Raw genomic sequence first — 18,996 nt, forward strand, 5'->3', positions numbered from 1 at the left:
AAGGATTATCTTTACAATAAAAAAGGAGAAATAACTATGGGACTTTTTTCAGGACTGCTTGGCAATGCATCTAAAAAAGATAATGATAAGGTTGAGCGTCAATTGGAGGGGATCTTAATTCCAGGTGAACAAGTGGAGTTAGCCTATGTCCTTGTTCGTGACCTGATTGTCTTTACAGAGAAACGCTTGATTTTAGTCGATAAACAAGGTGTTACAGGGAAGAAGACTTCTTACAAGTCTATCCCTTATCACTCGATTTCTCGTTTTACTGTAGAAAGCTCGGGCCACTTTGACCTAGATGCTGAACTTAAGATTTGGATTTCATCAGCACTTGAGCCTGCAGAGGTCCTTCAATTTAAGAGTGATAATAATGTCTTTGAAATCCAACAAGCTTTGGCAGCAGCAGTGCTAGAGTAATGAGGAAGAAAAATGTTTATTGAAAAAGAACTGGGTTATAAGCGTCACTGGATTAATATTGACTCAGATATTATTTCTGAGCAATCCTACCTTTATACCAAGTATGATATTGACCAAGAAACCATAGAGTATGCCTTGGATAAAAATGAACGAGCCCACATGGATTACAACCGTGAGACTGGGACAATCACCTTTATCTATAATGTTCTGGCGCTTGAAAAGGACAAGGAACACTATGAAACCATTCCTCTGACCTTTATTGTTCAAGATACACGTTTGGTGACCATTAGTAACGAGGATAACGCTTATGTGATAAGCAAGATGCAAGATTATGTGGATAACCATGAGGATTTGTCTATCTACAAATTGCTCTTTGCAGGCCTTGAGATGATTTCAAATGCCTACTATCCCGTCATTGAACGCTTGGATCAGCAAAAAGATGAGGTTAGTCGACGCCTAAGACAGACAACGACAAGTAAGAATCTTTACGACCTTTCAGATTTGGAAACAGGCATGGTCTATTTGGTAGCTGCCGCTACACAAAACCGTCTTCTTTTGGAACACATCAAGGGGCACGCCATTTATCGTCGTCTCAATGAGGTTGAAAAAGAGCAGTTTGATGATGCCATGATTGAAGCCAGGCAGTTGGTTGCTATGACGGATCTTATTTCTAAGGTCTTACAGCAACTATCAGGTTCTTATAACAATATCCTAAACAACAACCTGAACAACAACTTGAGCAATCTGACCATTATTGAGGTACTTTTAGGAGTGCTTGCCGTTATTACCGGTTTCTTTGGGATGAATGTTCCTCTACCGTTTATGACTGTCAGTCCAGCTTGGATTTTCATCATTATCGGTAGTGCGATCCTTTGTTTGGTCTTGGCCCGCTATCTGCGTTGGTTGGTCCATAAATAATAATTAGTGAGTGAAACCGTCTTCTCAAATTGGAGGCGGTTTTAAAACGTTATTCACTGTCTTTTTATTCTTAAATATGATAGACTAGATGAGTTGTTAAAATAAACGACTATTAAATACAGGTAGTTAACATACTACACAACCAAGTCTCATAAGGTGGCTTCGCACCGCCTTCAAATAGAAAGAAGAATACTTTGAAATTTACAGATTTAAACCTATCAGAAGACATCCAATCAGCTGTTGTAGCTGCCGGTTTTGAAAAGCCATCACCTATCCAAGAGTTGACGATTCCACTCGCTCTTGAAGGTAAGGATGTTATCGGTCAGGCCCAAACTGGTACTGGTAAAACAGCTGCCTTTGGTTTGCCGACCCTAGATAAAATTCGTACAGAAGAAAATACAATCCAAGCCCTTGTGATTGCCCCAACACGTGAGTTGGCAGTGCAATCTCAAGAAGAACTTTTCCGTTTTGGTCGTGACAAAGGCGTTAAGGTTCGCTCAGTCTACGGTGGCTCTAGCATTGAGAAACAAATCAAGGCCCTCCGTTCAGGTGCCCACATTGTAGTAGGGACACCAGGTCGTCTCCTTGACCTTATCAAACGTAAGGCTCTTAAACTCAATAATATCGAGACTTTGATTTTGGATGAGGCTGATGAAATGCTTAACATGGGCTTCCTTGAAGACATTGAAGCTATCATTAGCCGAGTACCAGAAGAACGTCAAACCCTTCTCTTCTCAGCAACTATGCCTGATGCTATCAAACGTATTGGCGTTCAGTTCATGAAAGATCCTGAGCATGTGAAAATCAAGGCTAAAGAATTGACCAATGTTAACGTTGATCAATACTTTATCCGAGTGAAGGAACAAGAGAAGTTTGATACCATGACTCGCCTTATGGATGTTGACCAACCTGAATTGTCAATCGTCTTTGGACGTACCAAACGTCGTGTGGACGAGTTGACACGTGGTTTGAAACTTCGTGGTTTCCGTGCAGAAGGTATCCACGGTGACCTTGACCAAAACAAACGTCTTCGTGTTATCCGTGACTTCAAGAACGACCAAATCGATATCTTGGTTGCCACAGACGTTGCGGCACGTGGTCTTGACATTTCAGGTGTCACTCACGTCTACAACTATGATATTCCACAAGATCCAGAAAGCTACGTTCACCGTATTGGACGTACAGGCCGTGCAGGCCAATCAGGTCAATCTATTACTTTCGTAGCTCCAAACGAAATGGGTTACTTGGGAATCATCGAAAACTTGACTAAGAAACGCATGAAAGGTCTTAAGCCACCAACAGCTCAAGAAGCCTTCCAGGCTAAGAAGAAAGTTGCCCTTAAGAAAATCGAACGTGACTTTGCGGATGAAGCTATCCGTTCTAACTTTGACAAGTTCAAGGGCGATGCGGTTAAATTGGCTCAAGAATTCACACCTGAAGAATTGGCGCTTTACATCTTGAGCTTGACCGTTCAAGATCCAGAGACAATGCCAGAAGTAGAAATTGCGCGTGAAAAACCATTGCCATTCAAACCATCAGGTGGTGGCTTTGGCGGTAAAGGCGGCAAAGGTGGCCGTGGCAACCGCGGTCGCGATAACAACCGTCGTGGTGGATACCGTGGCGACCGTAACCGCGATGACCGAGACGGTGGCCGTCGTGACTTCAAACGCAAGTCTAAGAAGAATAGCCGTGACTTCGAAAACCATGGCAACAAACGCCCACACCGTACCTCAAGCGAAAAGAAAAATGGCTTTGTTATCCGTAACAAAGGTGATAAATAGGTACTAAGATAGTCATCAGTAGTGGAGAGAACTTTATTTCATATTTTCTTCTTTGAAAACTATTTATGAAAAACTTTCTGAAAACGTTCTATGAAAATAGAGCGTTTTTTGTTATACTTAGGCGTATAGAATTGGTATTTATCAGAATAACAGATTATTAGGAGGATGCATGACAGAATTGCTTTCGGGATTAATTGGCGCTCTTATAACTGCTTTGATATCCATATATATTTCATTACAAAGTAGAAATAGTAGTTTGGATGGAAGTTCTAAATGGCGTGAAGGTTTATTGGATGTTGCATCAAAATACAAATTAAATATTGATGATGCTCAAAGGGTACGTGCTTCACTAAGAATGTTTAAACATAATGAAGATAAAGTGGTTTACTTTTCGTTTGATTGGTTAACGAACATTATGATTAGTGAATTAGAAAGAATCTTATTGATAGTGCCTGAAGACGATAGAAAATATTATTTGGATTCTAAGGATGCAAAAGTTGTTCGCTTATTTGCTAATTTTTTACTTAAGTATCATTACGAATATCAAAGTGAAATGGGTCCTAATCAACTTATTTTAGGAAAGAAAAAAAGAAATAATCAAGAGAATGACTTGGTTAGAGAAACATTTGAGGAATTATTTAAATTAAGGAATGGAGAGGTAAGAGGTGTGGGAAATGAGTAGCATATTTTTAATTACTGGTATTGTTTTAATAGTTGTTATTGGTCTTGATATTCTTATAGGTATAAATAATATTTTGTTGTTAGAAATAATTAAAACTCTCAGTAATGCATTATGGAAGACGAGTGTTTTTTTTCTAGTTCTTGATACCTTATATGCTATAATAACACAGTACTTTTATAAAAACGTATTTTCTAGTTCGAAAAAAGCTCATTTAATTGGATTATTTAGTGGAGATTTTTCGAGCAATGAATGGTTTATTTTGACATGGGTTGTTTCTTCTTTGTTTTTTATCTATCAGATTTTTGAATCAATTTATACAATAATCAGAGATAGTCAAAACAAAGATTATCTTGATAGCTTAAAAAAAAGTAAGTGGAAAAACTGATTAATAGAGAAGAATAAGGTTGTTTCTAACAAGGATTATAAGAGTAGTATAGTTAGCATGTTTAAAAATGTTTAAAATTTGGAGATATTATTCAAAAAAACACACGGTTATTTTTCCGTGTGTTCTTTGATATAGGCCAGTTTTTTCTCTCGGCTTTTTTTCTTAAAGCGCGCTTCGGCGCTCATGGCTTTAGGCTTGCTAGCGAAGGCTTCTGAGTAGAGGAGTTTAACTGGTAGGCGGGCTCTGGTGTACTTGGCGCCTTTGCCTGCGTTATGGGTTTTGAGGCGGCGTTCGACATCTGTGGTGTAGCCTGTATAGAGGGTGCCATCAGCACACTCAACCACATACATGTAGGCCTTGCTATCCTTTTCTGTCATCGTTTAGGACTCACCCTCGGTCTTTTTCCCAAAGTAAATCTCAAAGATTTCGTCGGTATAGTCACCATTTTCCTTATGCACAAAGAGAGGTGGAAGGATTTTCAAGCCATCTGTTGAACCGTCTTTAATGGCTTCAATCAGGAGCATATTTGCCTCACGTCCCATCTTAGGATAGATAAACTGGATGCGTTTAGGTGCTAGATTGTACTGGCGCATGGTGTCAATGATATCCAAAAAGCGGTCAGGGCGATGTACCATAGCAATGCGTCCATTAGATTTGAGGGCATGACGAGCGACCTGGCAAATTTCTTCTAAATTCGTCGTGATTTCGTGTCGTGCCAAGAGGTAATGCTCTGACAGATTTTTCTTAGACGTTTCTGTCGCCTTAAAGTAGGGGGGGTTACAGAGGATAAGGTCCACCTGAGATCGTGGGGCATGGTTAAGCAAATTTTTTAGGTCGTCATTGACAACAGTCACTTGATTCTCTAGTTGATTAAGAGTTACGGAACGCTTGGCCATATCAGCCAGGCGTTCTTGCAACTCAACCAAGGTAATCGGTGCCTCAGTGCGTGTGCTGGCAAAGAGGCCAACGGCACCATTTCCCGAACAGAGGTCGACAATTAATCCCTTCTTTGGAATTTTTGGAAACCGAGAGAGGAGGACGCTATCAATAGAGTAGCTGAAGACCTCCTTATTTTGAATGATTTTCACATCTGTAGAGAAGAGCTGGTCAATGCGTTCTCCGTCTTTTAAAATTGGATTTGTCATAGTTTTTATTGTAACAAAAAACAGCTCCCAAAGGAACTGTTGCGAGTGATTACTCTAGGACACCGAAGGTATATCCTTGATTTTTGAAATATTCGATAATTTGTGGAAGGGTCTGAACGGTGAGCTCCTTACCAGCAGTGTCGTGCATAAGCACAACCTTAACATGACTCTCAGGGAAATATTTTTGTGAACCATCTAAGTAGGCCATCATGGTTTCAGACGTCGTTGGGCGAACAGAGGCGGGTTCTGCATCACCACAAAGCATGTTCCAGTCAATCCACTCGATACCTTCCTTGGCGAGGGCTTGGTCAGTACTTTCTAGACCTTGCCATGACATATGACCACCAGGATAACGGAAAATTCTTGTCTTGAAGTCCTTACCTAAGATAGCTTGGAAATTAGCCATGGTTTGGTTAACCTCAGAAACAATCTGACTTTGATTAGGAACACGTCCTGGATAAAGGAGATTAAAGTTGTGGCTGAGGCTATGGTTGGCAATAGCATGTCCTTCTGTAATTTGTCGTTTGAGGATGTCCGCATTTTCTTGTGTAATGGTGTAACCAATGTGGAAGAATGTGGCGTGAACACCGTATTCTTTCAAAATACTCATGACTTGTGGGGTCAGTGTTGGATCAATCCCATCGTCAAACGTTAAAAAGACGACCTTGTCGTCAATATCCTGAGACTTGCCTCGAATAGTGTTATTCACAGCAGTAACATCGTAAGCATAGTCAGAAGCTGCAATGCTGTGGTTACTACCTTTCTTGAGTTGTGTTTCATCATCTTCTTTAGCTTTTTCTGAAGATGAGCTTGTGCTATTAGCGACTTGTTCAGTCTTTTCAGCCTTGGCTACTTGTTCAGATTTCGTGTTATGGCGTTGGAATAGGACAAAGCCCAGGATAGCCAGAACAGACAAGTTTGCAATAATGAGGCAAAGATTAAGTGCCTTTCGATTTTTCCCTATAATCTCAATACTTTTTTTCATAGTTACATTATAGCTCAAACTATTAGAAAGTGCCACACCATTTTCAATAGTTTACAAAGAAATTCGATGAAAAAAGCGCTCCTTTTTTTGGTATAATAGAAAAAACTTGTAGAAAAAGAGGTAAAAACGTGTTTTACGCTTATTTACGTGGGCTTGTTGTCTTCCTTCTATGGATTATCAATGGGAATGCCCATTACCACAATCGCGATAAATTATTGAACAAGGACGAAAACTATATCTTGGTTGCTCCGCACCGAACTTGGTGGGACCCTGTTTATATGGCTTTTTCAGCTCGTCCTAAGCAGTTTATTTTCATGGCTAAGAAAGAACTCTTCAAGAGTCGTATCTTTGGTTGGTGGATCCGTATGTGTGGAGCCTTCCCAATTGACCGTGAAAATCCTGGTCAAGAAGCTATCAAGTACCCTGTTAACATGCTTAAGAAGAGTAACCGTAGTTTGATTATGTTCCCAAGTGGTAGCCGCCATTCATCTGATGTTAAGGGTGGGGTTGCAGTTATCGCTAAGATGGCTAAGGTTAAGATTATGCCGGTTGTCTATCAAGGACCTCGTGAACTCAAGGGGCTCTTGACAGGTGAACGTGTGGATATGAACTATGGTAATCCCATTGATATTTCAGATTTGAAGCGTTTGAATGACGAAAATATCCAAGAGGTTGCTCGTCGTATCCAGTCTGAATTTGATCGCCTTGATGAGGAAGCTTTGAGCTATCAAACAGGCAAGAAACCCAATCCTTTGACTTATATTTACCGAGTACCTCTCGCTATTGTGGCTATCATTGCGGTACTTTTGACCATGGCTTTCTCATATGTAGCTAGCTTTGTTTGGAATCCTGAAAAACACCGTGCCAAAGAAACTCAGAAATAAGCTAAAAACTCTATCAGACATAGATCTGATGGAGTTTTTTACTTTTTGATATATTTTTAAAATTTTTTACGAATAAGAAAGAAAATATATCAATTAAGGAGAATAGCGTGAAGGAAAAGATTCTAGCCTATGTCAAAGATAATCGTCTGTTTGTGAGTGTCATCGCTGTACTGATGGTGATTTTTTGCTTCTTTCTATGGATGACTTGTGGTGCCGGCAACAGCATGGAGGCGGAGACGTCTTATACAGATGTGACAACATTGTCAACCTCCTCATCCAAACAAAGTTCACAGTCTCTTTCTGAGGCGTCTTCCCAGTCAAAGACCGAAGGAAGTGAAAAGGACAAGTCAAAAGTAACGGTAGATGTTAAGGGGGCTGTGGCCAATCCAGGTGTTTATACCTTAAAAGCAAGCGCTAGGGTGACTGACGCCATCAAAGCCGCTGGGGGAATGACCGAGGATGCGGATGCTAAGAGTGTTAATTTAGCCGCAAGCTTGTCAGACGAAGAGGTTATCTATGTGGCAACTAAGGATGAAAACCTTTCTGTCCTTGGTCAATCAGGAACTAGTCAGGTGTCTAACAAAGGAGGGCAAACTAATGCTAAGGATGGGAAAATTAACTTAAATACAGCGACTGCAGAGGAATTGCAAACCATTTCTGGAATTGGAGCTAAGCGAGCAGAGGATATCATCGCCTATCGCGAAAATCATGGCGGCTTTCAGTCCGTAGATGACCTGAAAAATGTTTCAGGAATTGGTGATAAAACGTTAGATAAAATCAGAGAGTCCCTCTATGTGGCTTAAAAAAGCGCCAATCAGTCTTTTTTCCTTGTCTCTTTTAATAGCTGCCCTTTATTTTACGATTTTTGTCACTAATGTTTATGCTATTGGGACTTTTGTCTTTCTGATGGTCTGTCTTTTGAAGCATCATTGGAAGAATAAGACAGCCCTAAAGTTGGTGGGACTTGTAGGTAGTTTCTTTTTGGTCTACTTTTTATTCTTGCACCACAGAGCTACTATACAAGATAAACAAGCCCCTGCTGAAATCAATCAGGTGACTCTGGTTGTTGATACGCTATCGGTTAATGGTGAGCAATTATCAGCTATCGGTAAGGCAAAGGGACAAACCTATCAGGTCTTTTACCGACTCAAATCTGAGAAGGAGCAGCATTTTTTCAAGACTACTAGCCAAACGTTGGTATTGAAGGGAAAAATAAACTTATCTCAAGCAACTGCTCAGCGTAATTTTCAAGGGTTTAATTATCAGTCTTATCTAGCCAGTCAAGGCATTTATCGAATCGCTCAGATTGAGCGCTTGGACCAAGTGGTACCTCAAAAATCTCTATCTCCCCTAGCATTTTTCCATCAACTGAGGAGGAGGGCTTTGGTTCATATCCAGACGCACTTTCCTAGTCCTATGAGACACTATATGACAGGCCTGCTCTTTGGGTATTTGGATAAGGAGTTTGATGAGCAGAGCCAGCTTTACACAAGTTTAGGTATTATTCATCTATTCGCACTTTCGGGGATGCAAGTGGGCTTTTTTTGGGGATGGTTTCGCTACGGACTTCTACGCTTGGGCCTTCCTAAAGATTATCTATTTATCGTCTTGCTGCCTTTTTCCTTATGTTATGGCTTAATGACAGGATGGACAGCTTCAGTCCTACGTTCCTTGGTTCAAAGTTTGCTGGCTGAGTTTGGTATTAAAAAACTGGACAATATGGGACTAACCTTGCTTCTATTGTTTCTCTTGTTACCCCATTTTCTCTTAACAGTGGGAGGTGTATTAAGTTGTTCCTATGCCTTCTTGTTGTGTTTGTTTGATTTTGAGGACTTGTCATCTTTAAAGAAATCAATCTATACGAGCTTGGTATTGAGTCTTGGGATTTTGCCCTTTTTAACCTACTATTATGGAACCTTTCAACCAGTTAGTTTAATTCTAACAGCGATTTTTTCCATAGTATTTGATAGCTTTCTCTTGCCTGTCTTGACAGTATTCTTTGCCCTCTCAGGACTGGTAATCTTTTCTCAAATCAACCCACTTTTTGAATGGATGGAGTCCTTTTTGACTTGGATACAATCCTGGATAGGTCAACCTTTGATTTTAGGGAAACCTAGTTTGTTTCAGTTTGGCTTGATGATAGCAGTATTGGTTATGCTCTTTGATTTTTGGAAAAAGCCTCAGTTTAGGATTTGCCTTTTGATGATTTTTGGACTTTTGATGGTCTGGGTCAAACATCCTTTAACCAATGAGGTGACTGTGGTTGACGTTGGTCAGGGAGATAGTATTTTTCTGAGGAGTATGAAAGGTGATACCATCCTAATTGATGTGGGTGGCAAGGTGACGTTTGGAACTAAAGAAAAATGGCAAGAGTCTAGCCAGACGAGCAATGCGGAGAAAACCTTGATTCCCTATCTACAGGCTAGAGGAGTGTCTCAAATTGATTATCTGGTCCTGACGCATACAGACACAGACCATATTGGTGATTTGGAAGAAGTGGCCAAGTGTTTTAAGATTAAGGAAATCTGTGTCAGTCAGGGGGCTTTGACTAAGTCTAGCTTTGTTAAAAGACTTCGGACTATAAAATGCCCAGTTCACACTCTAAAGGCTGGCGACAAATTACCCATGATGGGAAGCAATCTACAGGTTCTTTATCCAAATAAAGTTGGTGATGGCGGTAACAATGATTCGCTAGTTCTCTACGGAAAATTATTAGGAAGCAGTTTTTTGTTTACTGGTGATTTGGAAAAAGAAGGAGAGGAGGAACTAATGGCCAGCTATCCAACTTTAAGGGCAAGCGTCCTCAAAGCTGGACACCACGGTTCAAAAGGTTCTTCGTCTGAAGCTTTTTTGGACCAGCTGCACCCCTCCCTTGCACTTGTTTCAGCTGGTGAGAACAATCGTTATAAACATCCAAATGATGAAACAATAGAACGTTTTAAGCAACGCCACATTAAAATTTTACGAACAGATAAAGACGGAGCCATCCGTTTTAAGGGCTGGTTTAAATGGTCAAGTGAAACTGTCCGATAATTGTTAGAGTTCTTAATTTGTCATGCACTTCAATCTATGGTAGAATGTAAAAGCTAATATTCCAGTATAAGAAAGATTGAACAGTATGCGTAAAATTATCATCAATGGTGGTAAGAAACTTCAGGGAGAAGTTACAGTATCAGGGGCTAAAAACTCAGTTGTTGCATTGATTCCAGCCATCATTTTATCTGATGGAGTGGTTACCCTTGACGGGGTACCAGCAATCAGCGACGTCGATAACCTAATTGAAATTATAGAAGTAATGGGTGGTTCTGTTAAGCGTGATGGAGAAACACTCGAAATTGACCCACGAGGCGTTAAGGATATGCCAATGCCATTTGGTAAGATTAACAGTCTTCGTGCTTCTTACTATTTCTACGGTAGCTTGCTTGGACGTTACGGTCAAGCAACCGTAGGTTTGCCTGGTGGTTGTGATTTGGGACCACGTCCTATTGACCTTCACCTTAAGGCTTTTGAAGCGATGGGTGCTAGCATTTCCTATGAAGACGAATCTATGCGTATTGCGACTGATGCTGGTCAACGCATTAAGGGTGCTCATATCTACATGGATACGGTCAGTGTTGGAGCGACGATTAATACCATGTTGGCAGCGGCTAAGGCTGACGGTCGTACGGTCATTGAGAATGCGGCGCGTGAACCTGAGATTATTGATGTAGCAACTCTTCTTAACAATATGGGCGCACGTGTTCGTGGCGCTGGTACAGAAGTCATCACGATTGAAGGTGTAGAGAGCTTACATGGCACTCGTCATCAGGTTATTCCAGACCGTATTGAAGCGGGTTCCTACATTGCTATGGCCGCGGCTATCGGTAAGGGAATTAAGGTTAAAAATGTTCTTTATGAACACCTTGAAAGTTTTATCGCTAAACTTGAAGCAATGGGTGTTCGTATGACAGTTGAAGAAGATGCCATCTTTGTTGAAGAGCAAGGTGATTTAAAACCTGTTGATATTAAGACATCACCTTATCCAGGTTTTGCGACGGACTTACAACAACCGATGACACCATTGTTGTTGAAAGCAAGTGGTCGAGGAAAAATTATTGATACGATTTATGAGAAGCGTGTGAACCACGTTCCTGAATTGGCTCGTATGGGTGCTGATATTCAGGTACTCGGTGGACAAATTGTTTACAATGGTCCAACGCAACTCTCAGGTGCGCCAGTAAAAGCCAGTGATTTGCGTGCAGGTGCTGCGCTTGTTACGGCAGGTCTTATGGCAGAAGGTCAAACTGAAATTACCAATATTGAGTTTATCCTTCGTGGGTATTCAAATATCATTGAGAAACTTTCTGACCTTGGTGCAGATATTCGTTTGATTGAAGATTAAGTCTAAGGTTCAACCCCTAGTGGTTGAGCCTTTTTCCATTTCTAAAACTGTGTTATAATACTATCATGGATATTTGGACTAGTCTGGGTGCTTTTGCCTTCTTTGAGTCGGAGCGCCTTTCTTTTAGACCACTCATCTTTTTGGATCGTTTTGATTTACACGAAATTGTATCAAATCCTAAGAATCTACAATTTTTCTTTCCTGCCACTCAAACACAGCATGAAACGGATTGCCTTTTGGTTCATTACTTCATGAAGGAGCCTCTAGGTGTATGGGCTATTGTAGATAAAGAGTTAGAAAAGATGATTGGCGTCGTTCGTTTTGAAAAGATAGATGTCCAGAAACGGACTGCAGAGCTTGGCTATTTTTTGAATGCCTCATACTGGGGTAGAGGCTTAATGACAGAGGCAGTTACTTGTCTGTCAAATTTGGCTTTAACAGCTATGGGAATGGATCGTATTATTCTTATTGCCCACTTGGAAAATAAGGCATCGATTCGTGTAGCAGAGAAGTCTGGCTTTAAACTTGTGTCCCGCTTTAAGGGAGCAGACCGATACACCCGTACCATGCGTGATTATCTCCGCTTTGAGAAGGAGGAGAACTGTGAGTAAACATCAAGAAATTCTAGATTATCTAGAGGCCTTACCTATCGGTAAGCGTGTTAGTGTCCGTAGTATTTCGAATCACTTACAGGTTTCTGATGGAACCGCCTATCGAGCAATTAAAGAAGCTGAAAATCGAGGGTTGGTTGAGACACGTCCTCGGAGTGGGACGGTTCGAATTGAAAAGAAAGTCCAGGTTCGCCTTGATAAGCTGACCTTTGCGGAGATTGCGGAGATTACAGAGTCTGAGGTTATCTCTGGTCATGAAGGTCTGGAACGTGTCTTCAGTAAGTTCTATATCGGAGCCATGACTATTGAGAATATCACCCGTTATCTAACCAAAGGAGATCTTCTTATTGTTGGGGACCGTGAGGATATTCAATTGCTTGCCCTAGAACACAATAATGCTATTCTAGTGACGGGGGGCTTTCAGGTTTCCGATAGGGTTAAAGAGCTTTCACGTTTGAAGCAATTTCCAGTCATGGTAACAACTTACGATACTTTTACCGTGGCAACCATGATTAACCAGGCACTTTCGAATGTCCGTATCAAAACAGACATCAAGACTGTAGCTCAAGTCTATACCAGACGAGAAGACTACAACTACATGACTCCAGAAATGACAGTCAGGGATTTTCAGAATTTGGTGAAACGGACGAACTTGGTGCGTTTTCCTATTCTGTCTGAGGCTGACAAGGTGATTGGGATTGTGACCATGCGAGATGTGTCTAATCAGCAACCGACGACCATGCTCAAGGCAATAATGACCAAGCCGACGGTGACACGACTTGAGACTAGTCTGGCAACTGTGGCCCAAAAGATGATTTTTGAGGACTTTGATATCATTCCTGTTGTGGATGAAGAAAAACACTATCTAGGTGTTATCACCCGTCGTCAGGTTTTGGAAGAACTTCAGGACAATAATCGTGGCAACTTGCACACCTTTAGCGATCAAATGATAGCTAACCTAAACCAGGACAAGCATGCTTTCAGCTTTGAGGTCGAGCCCACTATGATTGACAATTCTGGAAACCTCACTCAGGGTGTTCTTGCAGAGATGGTTAAAGAGGTTGTCTATCGTATCATGGAAAAGCAGGAACAAAATGGTCTTGTGATTGAAGAGATGATGTTTTACTTTCTTCAGGCAGCTCAGATCGATGATAAGGTGACGATTACACCAAGTATTATCGCTGAAACCAGACGTAGAGCCCATCTGGACCTTATGGTTACACACGGAAATCATACCGTCTGCAAATCAGTCGTTGTGGTTAAGAAAACTTAGTAACTAAAAATAAAAGATATAAAGAAAACGGAGAAAACAATGATTACATTAAAATCAGCACGTGAAATTGAAGCAATGGATAGGGCAGGGGATTTTCTTGCTAGTATTCATATTGGTCTACGTGACCTCTTGAAACCAGGAGTAGACATGTGGGAAGTGGAAGAGTATGTGCGTCGTCGTTGTAAAGAAGAGAATGTCCTTCCCCTTCAGATTGGGGTTGAGGGAAGCATTATGGATTACCCTTATGCGACATGCTGTGGCCTTAATGACGAAGTGGCACATGCCTTTCCACGTCACTATATTTTGAAAGATGGTGACCTCTTGAAGGTTGATATGGTCTTGTCAGAACCTATCGATAAGTCAGTCCTTGATGTGTCAAAATTGGATTTTGACAATGTTGCTCAGGTTAAAAAATACACGGAATCATATTCTGGCGGTTTGGCTGACTCATGTTGGGCTTATGCGATTGGAACGCCATCTGACGAAGTCAAAAAACTTATGGAAGTAACACGTGAGGCTATGTACCTTGGCATTGAACAAGCGGTAGTCGGTAACCGTATCGGTGATATCGGTGCAGCTATCCAAGAATACGCTGAAAGTCGTGGTTACGGTGTTGTTCGTGATTTGGTTGGACACGGAGTTGGGCCAACAATGCACGAAGAACCAATGGTGCCAAACTATGGGGTGGCTGGACGAGGTCTCCGTCTCAAAGAAGGAATGGTTTTGACTATCGAGCCGATGATTAACACTGGTACTTGGGAAATCGATACTGACCTTGAAACGGGTTGGGCTCACAAAACTCTTGACGGTGGACTTTCTTGTCAATATGAGCACCAATTTGTTATCACTAAGGATGGTCCAGTAATTTTGACTTCTCAAGGCGAAGAAAGAACTTACTAATATGAAACGACAAGGCTTAATGTCCCGTCTATTGGATAAACTCCAATGGCGCCCTTTGCAGGTTTATCTTAGGCATTATCGTAGTGCAGAGATAGATATTTCAACTATCGCAGTGGCTTACTACCTCATTTTGACGGTTTTTCCGCTTATTGTCATTGCGGCAAATGTCTTTCCCTATCTGAATATTGATACGACTGATCTCTTGAAGTTTATGAATGAGCACCTTCCTAAGCAGTTTTATGCACCTGCAGCCAACGTTGTTCAGGATATCTTCTCGACACCTTCTGGACAGTTGTTGGGAGTTGCCTCTTTGACGGGATTCTGGACAATGATTAAGTCCTTGTCTTCTCTTCAAAAGGCGATTAACAAGGTATATGGTGCTTCAGAACACCGTGATGTCTTTATTAGTCACATTGTTGGTGGTTTCATGAGTCTGGTCATCTTGTTCCTGCTCACCTTTGCACTAATGCTGTCTACGATTATTCAGTCGGTCCTTAGAGTTATTACACAGACCTATCCTATTGGTTCCAAGATGACTCAGTTTATTTTAAATAGTATCCAGCCTCTGAGTATTGCAGTTGTCTTTCTGGGAATGATGGTGCTTTATTTTGTGCTTCCGAATGTGAAGATTCGAAAAATCCGCTATGTTATGCCAGGGACTATCTTTACGACTTTAGTGATTGGCTATTTAAGCAACTTGTTTGGAACTTATGTGATTCGTACCTTGAGTCGATTAGTTGATATCAAGTTATTTGGATCCATTATGATTTTCGTCTTCATGCTTTGGTTCATCTTCTTGGCCAGGATTTTGATTTTGGGGGCCGTCTTTAATGCGACCTATCAAGAGCTTAGACAAGGTGAACTGAAAAGTAGAAGAGGAGATGTGATTACTATTATTCAGAGCTTTTCTGGAGATGGTAGTGACAGCAAAAAACACAAAAAAGATGAGGATGATTCCTAGATGATAAAGAGAGCTTGGTGAGATCCAGGCTCTTTTGACGGGAATATTATCCTTTGTAGATAATAAAAAGATAATGATTATGGAGGAAAAATGAAAAAACAAACTGTTCGTGATTTAACACATATTGCTATTGTGGCAGCTCTTTATGTAGTCTTGACTGTTGTGCCACCTTTTAACTTAATTTCGTATGGTCCCTACCAGTTCCGAATTGCAGAAATGTTCAATCTTTTAGGATTTTATAATCGCAAGTATATCATTGCCGTGACTTTGGGCTGTGTAATTGCTAATTTCTTTAGCTTTAACATGATTGATGTGGTTGTCGGAAGTCTCTCGACACTGGTCTTTGTCGGTTCAGGTGTTTATTTCTTCGACCGATTTAAGAACCAAGATATTTTAGGTGGACTTTTTGACAAGGCTCATGTTTACTTTGCCTTTTACTTCTCATTCTTCATGGTGACAATTGCGGCTGAGTTGACCTTGGTTACTCAGGCACCATTTTGGGCAACTTGGTTCACTGTTGCTATGGGAGAACTGGCTTCTCTCTTAGTTGGTGCAATTCTTATTAAGAAATTGGCCAAAGTTATTGATTTTGTTTCCTAAATTAACGTCTGTAAAGGCGTTTTTTTCTGCTTTTATGTTAAAATGTTCCTATGGAAAAACGAATGAAAGAGCTGGTTGTTAAACTTAACCAGTATGCAAAAGAGTATTATACGGAAGATAATCCATCAGTGTCAGATGCCGAGTATGATAAGCTTTATCGTGAGCTTGTAGCTTTGGAGGCTGAACATCCAGAACTTGTTCAAGCAGATAGTCCAACACATCGTGTGGGAGGGCTGGTACTTGATGGTTTTGAAAAATATCAACATGAGTATCCGCTTTATAGTTTGCAGGATGCTTTTTCACGAGAAGAGCTAGATGCCTTTGATAAGAGGGTTAAGGACGAATTTCCTAATGCTGATTATATGGCTGAACTCAAAATCGATGGGCTTTCTATCTCGTTGACCTATGTGGATGGTATTCTTCAGGTAGGTGCGACACGTGGTGATGGTTTTGTAGGTGAGAATATCACTGAAAATGTCAAGCGTATCTCAGATATTCCTTTGAAGTTGGACCAACCTCTTAATATTACGGTGCGTGGGGAGTGTTACTTGCCACGGGCTGAGTTTGAACGCATCAACATCCAACGCCAGGAAAATGGTGAGGCCGAATTTGCCAATCCACGTAATGCTGCAGCAGGAACTCTTCGTCAATTAGATACCAAAGTGGTTGCAGAGCGTCGTTTGGCGACTTTCCTTTATCAGGAAGCTAGTCCAACGGAGCGTCTAACACAAAATGATGTCTTAAATGAAGTGGCAGAACTCGGTTTCTCTGTTAATCCACGACGCATTGTCACATCATCGATGGATGAGATTTGGGACTTTATTCAAGCTGTTGGAGAAGATCGTGATCACTTGGCCTATGACATTGATGGTGTTGTCATCAAAGTCAATAGTTTGGCCATGCAAGAAGAACTCGGTTTTACAGTTAAGGCGCCACGTTGGGCCATTGCTTATAAATTCCCGGCTGAGGAAAAGGAAGCAGAGCTTCTCTCAGTGGACTGGCAGGTAGGTCGTACGGGTGTAGTAACGCCGACTGCTAATTTGACTCCAGTGCAATTAGCGGGGACAACGGTTAGTCGGGCCACCCTTCATAATGTAGATTACATTGCCGAAAAAGACATTCGTATCGGTGATACCGTAATTGTCTACAAAGCTGGTGATATTATCCCTGCTGTACTTCGTGTAGTAGAGAGTAAGCGTACGACACAGGAGCCGATGGAAGTACCGACTCAATGTCCATCTTGTGGCAGTGGTCTTTTACATTTTGAAGATGAAGTTGCCCTACGTTGTATCAATCCTTCTTGCCCTGCTCAGATCAAGGAAGGCCTGATTCATTTTGCCTCTCGAGATGCCATGAACATCGCAGGTATGGGACCTTCAGTGGTTGAAAAGCTCTTTAAAGCTGAATTGGTTAAAGATGTGGCTGATATCTATGGCTTGAACAGTCAGGATTTCCTTCAATTGGAAGGTTTCAAAGAAAAGTCGGCTGAAAAACTTTACGCAGCCATTCAAGCATCAAAAGAAAATTCTGCAGAGAAATTGCTCTATGGCTTGGGTATTCGTCATGTTGGCGCCAAAGTTAGTAAGCAGTTGCTAGAAGCTTTTGGCAGTATACAAGAGTTAGCCAGTGCAGATGTCGAGGCTATTGCTACTGTAGATGGTTTAGGAGAGGTTATTGCCAAGTCCATCCAGCGCTATTTTGCTAAGGAGGAGGCCCAAGTTCTTATGAAAGAACTGGAATCCTATGGCGTTAATTTGTCCTATCTTGGACAAAAGGTGGCAGATGATGCTATCTTATCTGGTAAGACAGTTGTTTTGACAGGAAAATTGGAACATCTTAAACGTAGTGAAGCAAAGGCAAAACTAGAAGCTCTGGGTGCTAAGGTGACAGGTTCTGTCTCTAAGAAAACAGATTTAGTAGTTGCTGGTAGTGATGCCGGAAGTAAGTTGGAAAAAGCACAAAGCCTAGGAATTGAAGTAAAAGATGAGGCTTGGTTGCTGGATTTATAGGAGTTCAATATGAAACAAAAACGTGCCCGCTTAATTTATAATCCAACATCTGGACAAGAAATTATGAAAAAAAATGTTGCCGAGGTCTTGGATATTCTGGAAGGTGCTGGCTTTGAAGCGTCAGCCTTTCAAACAACACCAGATGAGAACTCAGCAAAAAATGAGGCCACTCGTGCGGCCAAAGCAGGCTTTGACTTAGTTATTGCTGCTGGTGGTGATGGTACAATCAATGAGGTTGTTTCTGGGATTGCCCCGCTTAAAAAACGCCCACAAATGGCGGTTATTCCAACGGGAACGACAAATGACTTTGCACGCGCCTTGAAGATTCCAAGAGGAAATCCTGTTGAAGCAGCCAAGGTTATCGCTAAAAAACAGACCCTTCAGATGGATATTGGCCGTGCCTATGATGACAAATACTTCATCAATATTGCGGCTGCTGGTTCCTTTACGGAACTAACCTATAGTGTACCTAGTCGCTTAAAGACAGTACTTGGTTATTTGGCCTACCTTGTTAAGGGGGCAGAGTTGTTGCCACAAGTTAAGAAGGTTCCTGTTCGTATTACGCATGATGAGGATGTTTTTGAAGGTGGTCTTTCCATGATTTTCGTTGCCTTGACCAATTCAGTTGGTGGCTTTGAAACGATTGCCCCAGATGCTAAACTGGATGATGGTAAATTTACTCTAATCATGGTTAAGACAGCTAACCTCTTTGAATTGGTTGACCTCATTCGTCAAATTCTCCAAGGTGGTAAACACATCTACGATAAGAGAATTTCCTATATCAAAACGAGCTCGCTGTATATTGAGCCTTTAAGTGATGATCGTATGATGATTAACCTCGATGGCGAATACGGTGGTGATGCACCAATTCATCTCCAAAATCTGAAGAATCATATTGAATTTTATGCAAATATTGATGAGATTTCTGATGATGCCATCACTCTTCCAGATACAGATGAATTAGCTCTTGAAGCCATCGCACAAAAATTCAGTACAGAAGCTGAAAAAATTGAGAATGACTAATGTTAAACCTTTAAGCAACCTAAGATAGGTTGCTTTTTAAG

Annotated in this window: 19 protein-coding genes; 16 read left to right on the forward strand and 3 right to left on the reverse strand. The window is 41.2% G+C overall.

The features are described 5' to 3' along the window. Positions 1–36: 36 nt before the first annotated feature. From H7U02_RS08435 to H7U02_RS08455, 5 genes are all read left to right on the forward strand, one after another. The gene (locus tag H7U02_RS08435; RefSeq protein ID WP_021152428.1) at positions 37–417 is read left to right on the forward strand and encodes a PH domain-containing protein; all 381 of its coding nucleotides are present in this window, start codon (positions 37–39) and stop codon (positions 415–417) included. A gap of 12 nt (positions 418–429) precedes the next feature. Continuing rightward, positions 430–1,335, forward strand: coding sequence for a magnesium transporter CorA family protein (locus H7U02_RS08440; RefSeq protein ID WP_037602792.1), 906 nt, complete (start codon positions 430–432; stop codon positions 1,333–1,335). 194 nt (positions 1,336–1,529) lie between these two features. Beyond that, complete coding sequence (locus H7U02_RS08445) at positions 1,530–3,116, forward strand: DEAD/DEAH box helicase (protein WP_008535313.1); 1,587 nt, start codon at positions 1,530–1,532, stop codon at positions 3,114–3,116. Between the two features lie 169 nt (positions 3,117–3,285). Further along, the gene (locus tag H7U02_RS08450) at positions 3,286–3,798 is read left to right on the forward strand and encodes a hypothetical protein (RefSeq protein ID WP_110981135.1); all 513 of its coding nucleotides are present in this window, start codon (positions 3,286–3,288) and stop codon (positions 3,796–3,798) included. Then, positions 3,791–4,183 (forward strand): hypothetical protein, encoded by a 393-nt coding sequence (locus H7U02_RS08455; RefSeq protein WP_110981134.1) that lies wholly within the window; start codon positions 3,791–3,793, stop codon positions 4,181–4,183. The genes H7U02_RS08450 and H7U02_RS08455 overlap by 8 nt, the downstream gene beginning before the upstream one ends. Before the next feature lie 107 nt (positions 4,184–4,290). Here H7U02_RS08455 and H7U02_RS08460 read toward each other — a convergent pair whose 3' ends face one another. Genes H7U02_RS08460 through H7U02_RS08470 form a run of 3 tightly spaced genes read right to left on the reverse strand, consistent with a single transcriptional unit; the run spans position 4,291 to position 6,313 of the window. Continuing rightward, entirely contained in the window at positions 4,291–4,560 is a 270-nt protein-coding gene (locus H7U02_RS08460) for a GIY-YIG nuclease family protein (RefSeq protein ID WP_110981133.1), read from the reverse strand. Positions 4,561–4,563: 3 nt separating this feature from the next. After that, positions 4,564–5,328: a tRNA1(Val) (adenine(37)-N6)-methyltransferase gene (locus tag H7U02_RS08465; RefSeq protein WP_110981132.1), complete on the reverse strand. Its 765-nt coding sequence runs from the start codon at positions 5,326–5,328 to the stop codon at positions 4,564–4,566. 49 nt (positions 5,329–5,377) lie between these two features. Then, entirely contained in the window at positions 5,378–6,313 is a 936-nt protein-coding gene (locus H7U02_RS08470; RefSeq protein WP_110981141.1) for a polysaccharide deacetylase family protein, read from the reverse strand. A gap of 128 nt (positions 6,314–6,441) precedes the next feature. On the opposite strand from H7U02_RS08470, the gene H7U02_RS08475 reads away from it, so the two are divergent. From H7U02_RS08475 to H7U02_RS08525, 11 genes are all read left to right on the forward strand, one after another. After that, complete coding sequence (locus H7U02_RS08475) at positions 6,442–7,197, forward strand: lysophospholipid acyltransferase family protein (RefSeq protein ID WP_110981131.1); 756 nt, start codon at positions 6,442–6,444, stop codon at positions 7,195–7,197. 107 nt (positions 7,198–7,304) lie between these two features. After that, positions 7,305–8,000 carry a helix-hairpin-helix domain-containing protein gene (locus H7U02_RS08480; RefSeq protein WP_110981130.1) on the forward strand — a complete coding sequence of 232 codons (696 nt, stop codon included), beginning with the start codon at positions 7,305–7,307 and terminating at the stop codon, positions 7,998–8,000. Next, entirely contained in the window at positions 7,990–10,230 is a 2,241-nt protein-coding gene (locus tag H7U02_RS08485; RefSeq protein WP_110981129.1) for a DNA internalization-related competence protein ComEC/Rec2, read from the forward strand. Before H7U02_RS08480 ends, H7U02_RS08485 begins: the two co-directional genes overlap by 11 nt. 85 nt (positions 10,231–10,315) lie before the next feature. Further along, the gene (locus H7U02_RS08490; RefSeq protein ID WP_060971749.1) at positions 10,316–11,578 is read left to right on the forward strand and encodes a UDP-N-acetylglucosamine 1-carboxyvinyltransferase; all 1,263 of its coding nucleotides are present in this window, start codon (positions 10,316–10,318) and stop codon (positions 11,576–11,578) included. Positions 11,579–11,643: 65 nt separating this feature from the next. After that, on the forward strand, positions 11,644–12,189 hold the full coding sequence (locus H7U02_RS08495) for a GNAT family N-acetyltransferase (protein ID WP_048673823.1): 546 nt from the start codon (positions 11,644–11,646) through the stop codon (positions 12,187–12,189). Then, positions 12,182–13,462, forward strand: a complete 1,281-nt coding sequence (gene spxR / locus H7U02_RS08500; RefSeq protein WP_070577035.1) for a CBS-HotDog domain-containing transcription factor SpxR — start codon at positions 12,182–12,184, stop codon at positions 13,460–13,462. The genes H7U02_RS08495 and spxR overlap by 8 nt, the downstream gene beginning before the upstream one ends. 39 nt (positions 13,463–13,501) lie before the next feature. After that, on the forward strand, positions 13,502–14,362 hold the full coding sequence (locus H7U02_RS08505) for a methionyl aminopeptidase (protein WP_004183173.1): 861 nt from the start codon (positions 13,502–13,504) through the stop codon (positions 14,360–14,362). 1 nt (position 14,363) lies between these two features. Beyond that, on the forward strand, positions 14,364–15,323 hold the full coding sequence (locus H7U02_RS08510; RefSeq protein ID WP_110981128.1) for a YihY/virulence factor BrkB family protein: 960 nt from the start codon (positions 14,364–14,366) through the stop codon (positions 15,321–15,323). Positions 15,324–15,413: 90 nt separating this feature from the next. Then, positions 15,414–15,923, forward strand: coding sequence for a QueT transporter family protein (locus H7U02_RS08515; protein WP_004183169.1), 510 nt, complete (start codon positions 15,414–15,416; stop codon positions 15,921–15,923). 50 nt (positions 15,924–15,973) lie between these two features. Then, positions 15,974–17,932, forward strand: a complete 1,959-nt coding sequence (gene ligA, locus H7U02_RS08520; RefSeq protein ID WP_110981127.1) for an NAD-dependent DNA ligase LigA — start codon at positions 15,974–15,976, stop codon at positions 17,930–17,932. 9 nt (positions 17,933–17,941) lie between these two features. After that, positions 17,942–18,955, forward strand: coding sequence for a diacylglycerol kinase (locus H7U02_RS08525; RefSeq protein ID WP_110981126.1), 1,014 nt, complete (start codon positions 17,942–17,944; stop codon positions 18,953–18,955). The last annotated feature ends 41 nt before the right edge of the window (positions 18,956–18,996 follow it).

The sequence above is a fragment of the Streptococcus sp. 3.1 genome, assembly GCF_016648915.1.
In the GTDB taxonomy this organism is placed as follows: Bacteria; Bacillota; Bacilli; order Lactobacillales; family Streptococcaceae; genus Streptococcus; species Streptococcus salivarius_E.

Coding starts and splice junctions, on each gene's coding strand:
- H7U02_RS08510 (WP_110981128.1), top strand. CDS start 14,364: ATGAAACGACAAGGCTTAATGTCCCGTCTATTGGATAAACTCCAATGG.
- H7U02_RS08460 (WP_110981133.1), bottom strand. CDS start 4,560: ATGACAGAAAAGGATAGCAAGGCCTACATGTATGTGGTTGAGTGTGCT.
- H7U02_RS08465 (WP_110981132.1), bottom strand. CDS start 5,328: ATGACAAATCCAATTTTAAAAGACGGAGAACGCATTGACCAGCTCTTC.
- H7U02_RS08435 (WP_021152428.1), top strand. CDS start 37: ATGGGACTTTTTTCAGGACTGCTTGGCAATGCATCTAAAAAAGATAAT.
- H7U02_RS08515 (WP_004183169.1), top strand. CDS start 15,414: ATGAAAAAACAAACTGTTCGTGATTTAACACATATTGCTATTGTGGCA.
- H7U02_RS08495 (WP_048673823.1), top strand. CDS start 11,644: ATGGATATTTGGACTAGTCTGGGTGCTTTTGCCTTCTTTGAGTCGGAG.
- H7U02_RS08485 (WP_110981129.1), top strand. CDS start 7,990: ATGTGGCTTAAAAAAGCGCCAATCAGTCTTTTTTCCTTGTCTCTTTTA.
- H7U02_RS08455 (WP_110981134.1), top strand. CDS start 3,791: ATGAGTAGCATATTTTTAATTACTGGTATTGTTTTAATAGTTGTTATT.
- H7U02_RS08525 (WP_110981126.1), top strand. CDS start 17,942: ATGAAACAAAAACGTGCCCGCTTAATTTATAATCCAACATCTGGACAA.
- H7U02_RS08470 (WP_110981141.1), bottom strand. CDS start 6,313: ATGAAAAAAAGTATTGAGATTATAGGGAAAAATCGAAAGGCACTTAAT.
- ligA (WP_110981127.1), top strand. CDS start 15,974: ATGGAAAAACGAATGAAAGAGCTGGTTGTTAAACTTAACCAGTATGCA.
- H7U02_RS08450 (WP_110981135.1), top strand. CDS start 3,286: ATGACAGAATTGCTTTCGGGATTAATTGGCGCTCTTATAACTGCTTTG.
- H7U02_RS08505 (WP_004183173.1), top strand. CDS start 13,502: ATGATTACATTAAAATCAGCACGTGAAATTGAAGCAATGGATAGGGCA.
- H7U02_RS08440 (WP_037602792.1), top strand. CDS start 430: ATGTTTATTGAAAAAGAACTGGGTTATAAGCGTCACTGGATTAATATT.
- H7U02_RS08490 (WP_060971749.1), top strand. CDS start 10,316: ATGCGTAAAATTATCATCAATGGTGGTAAGAAACTTCAGGGAGAAGTT.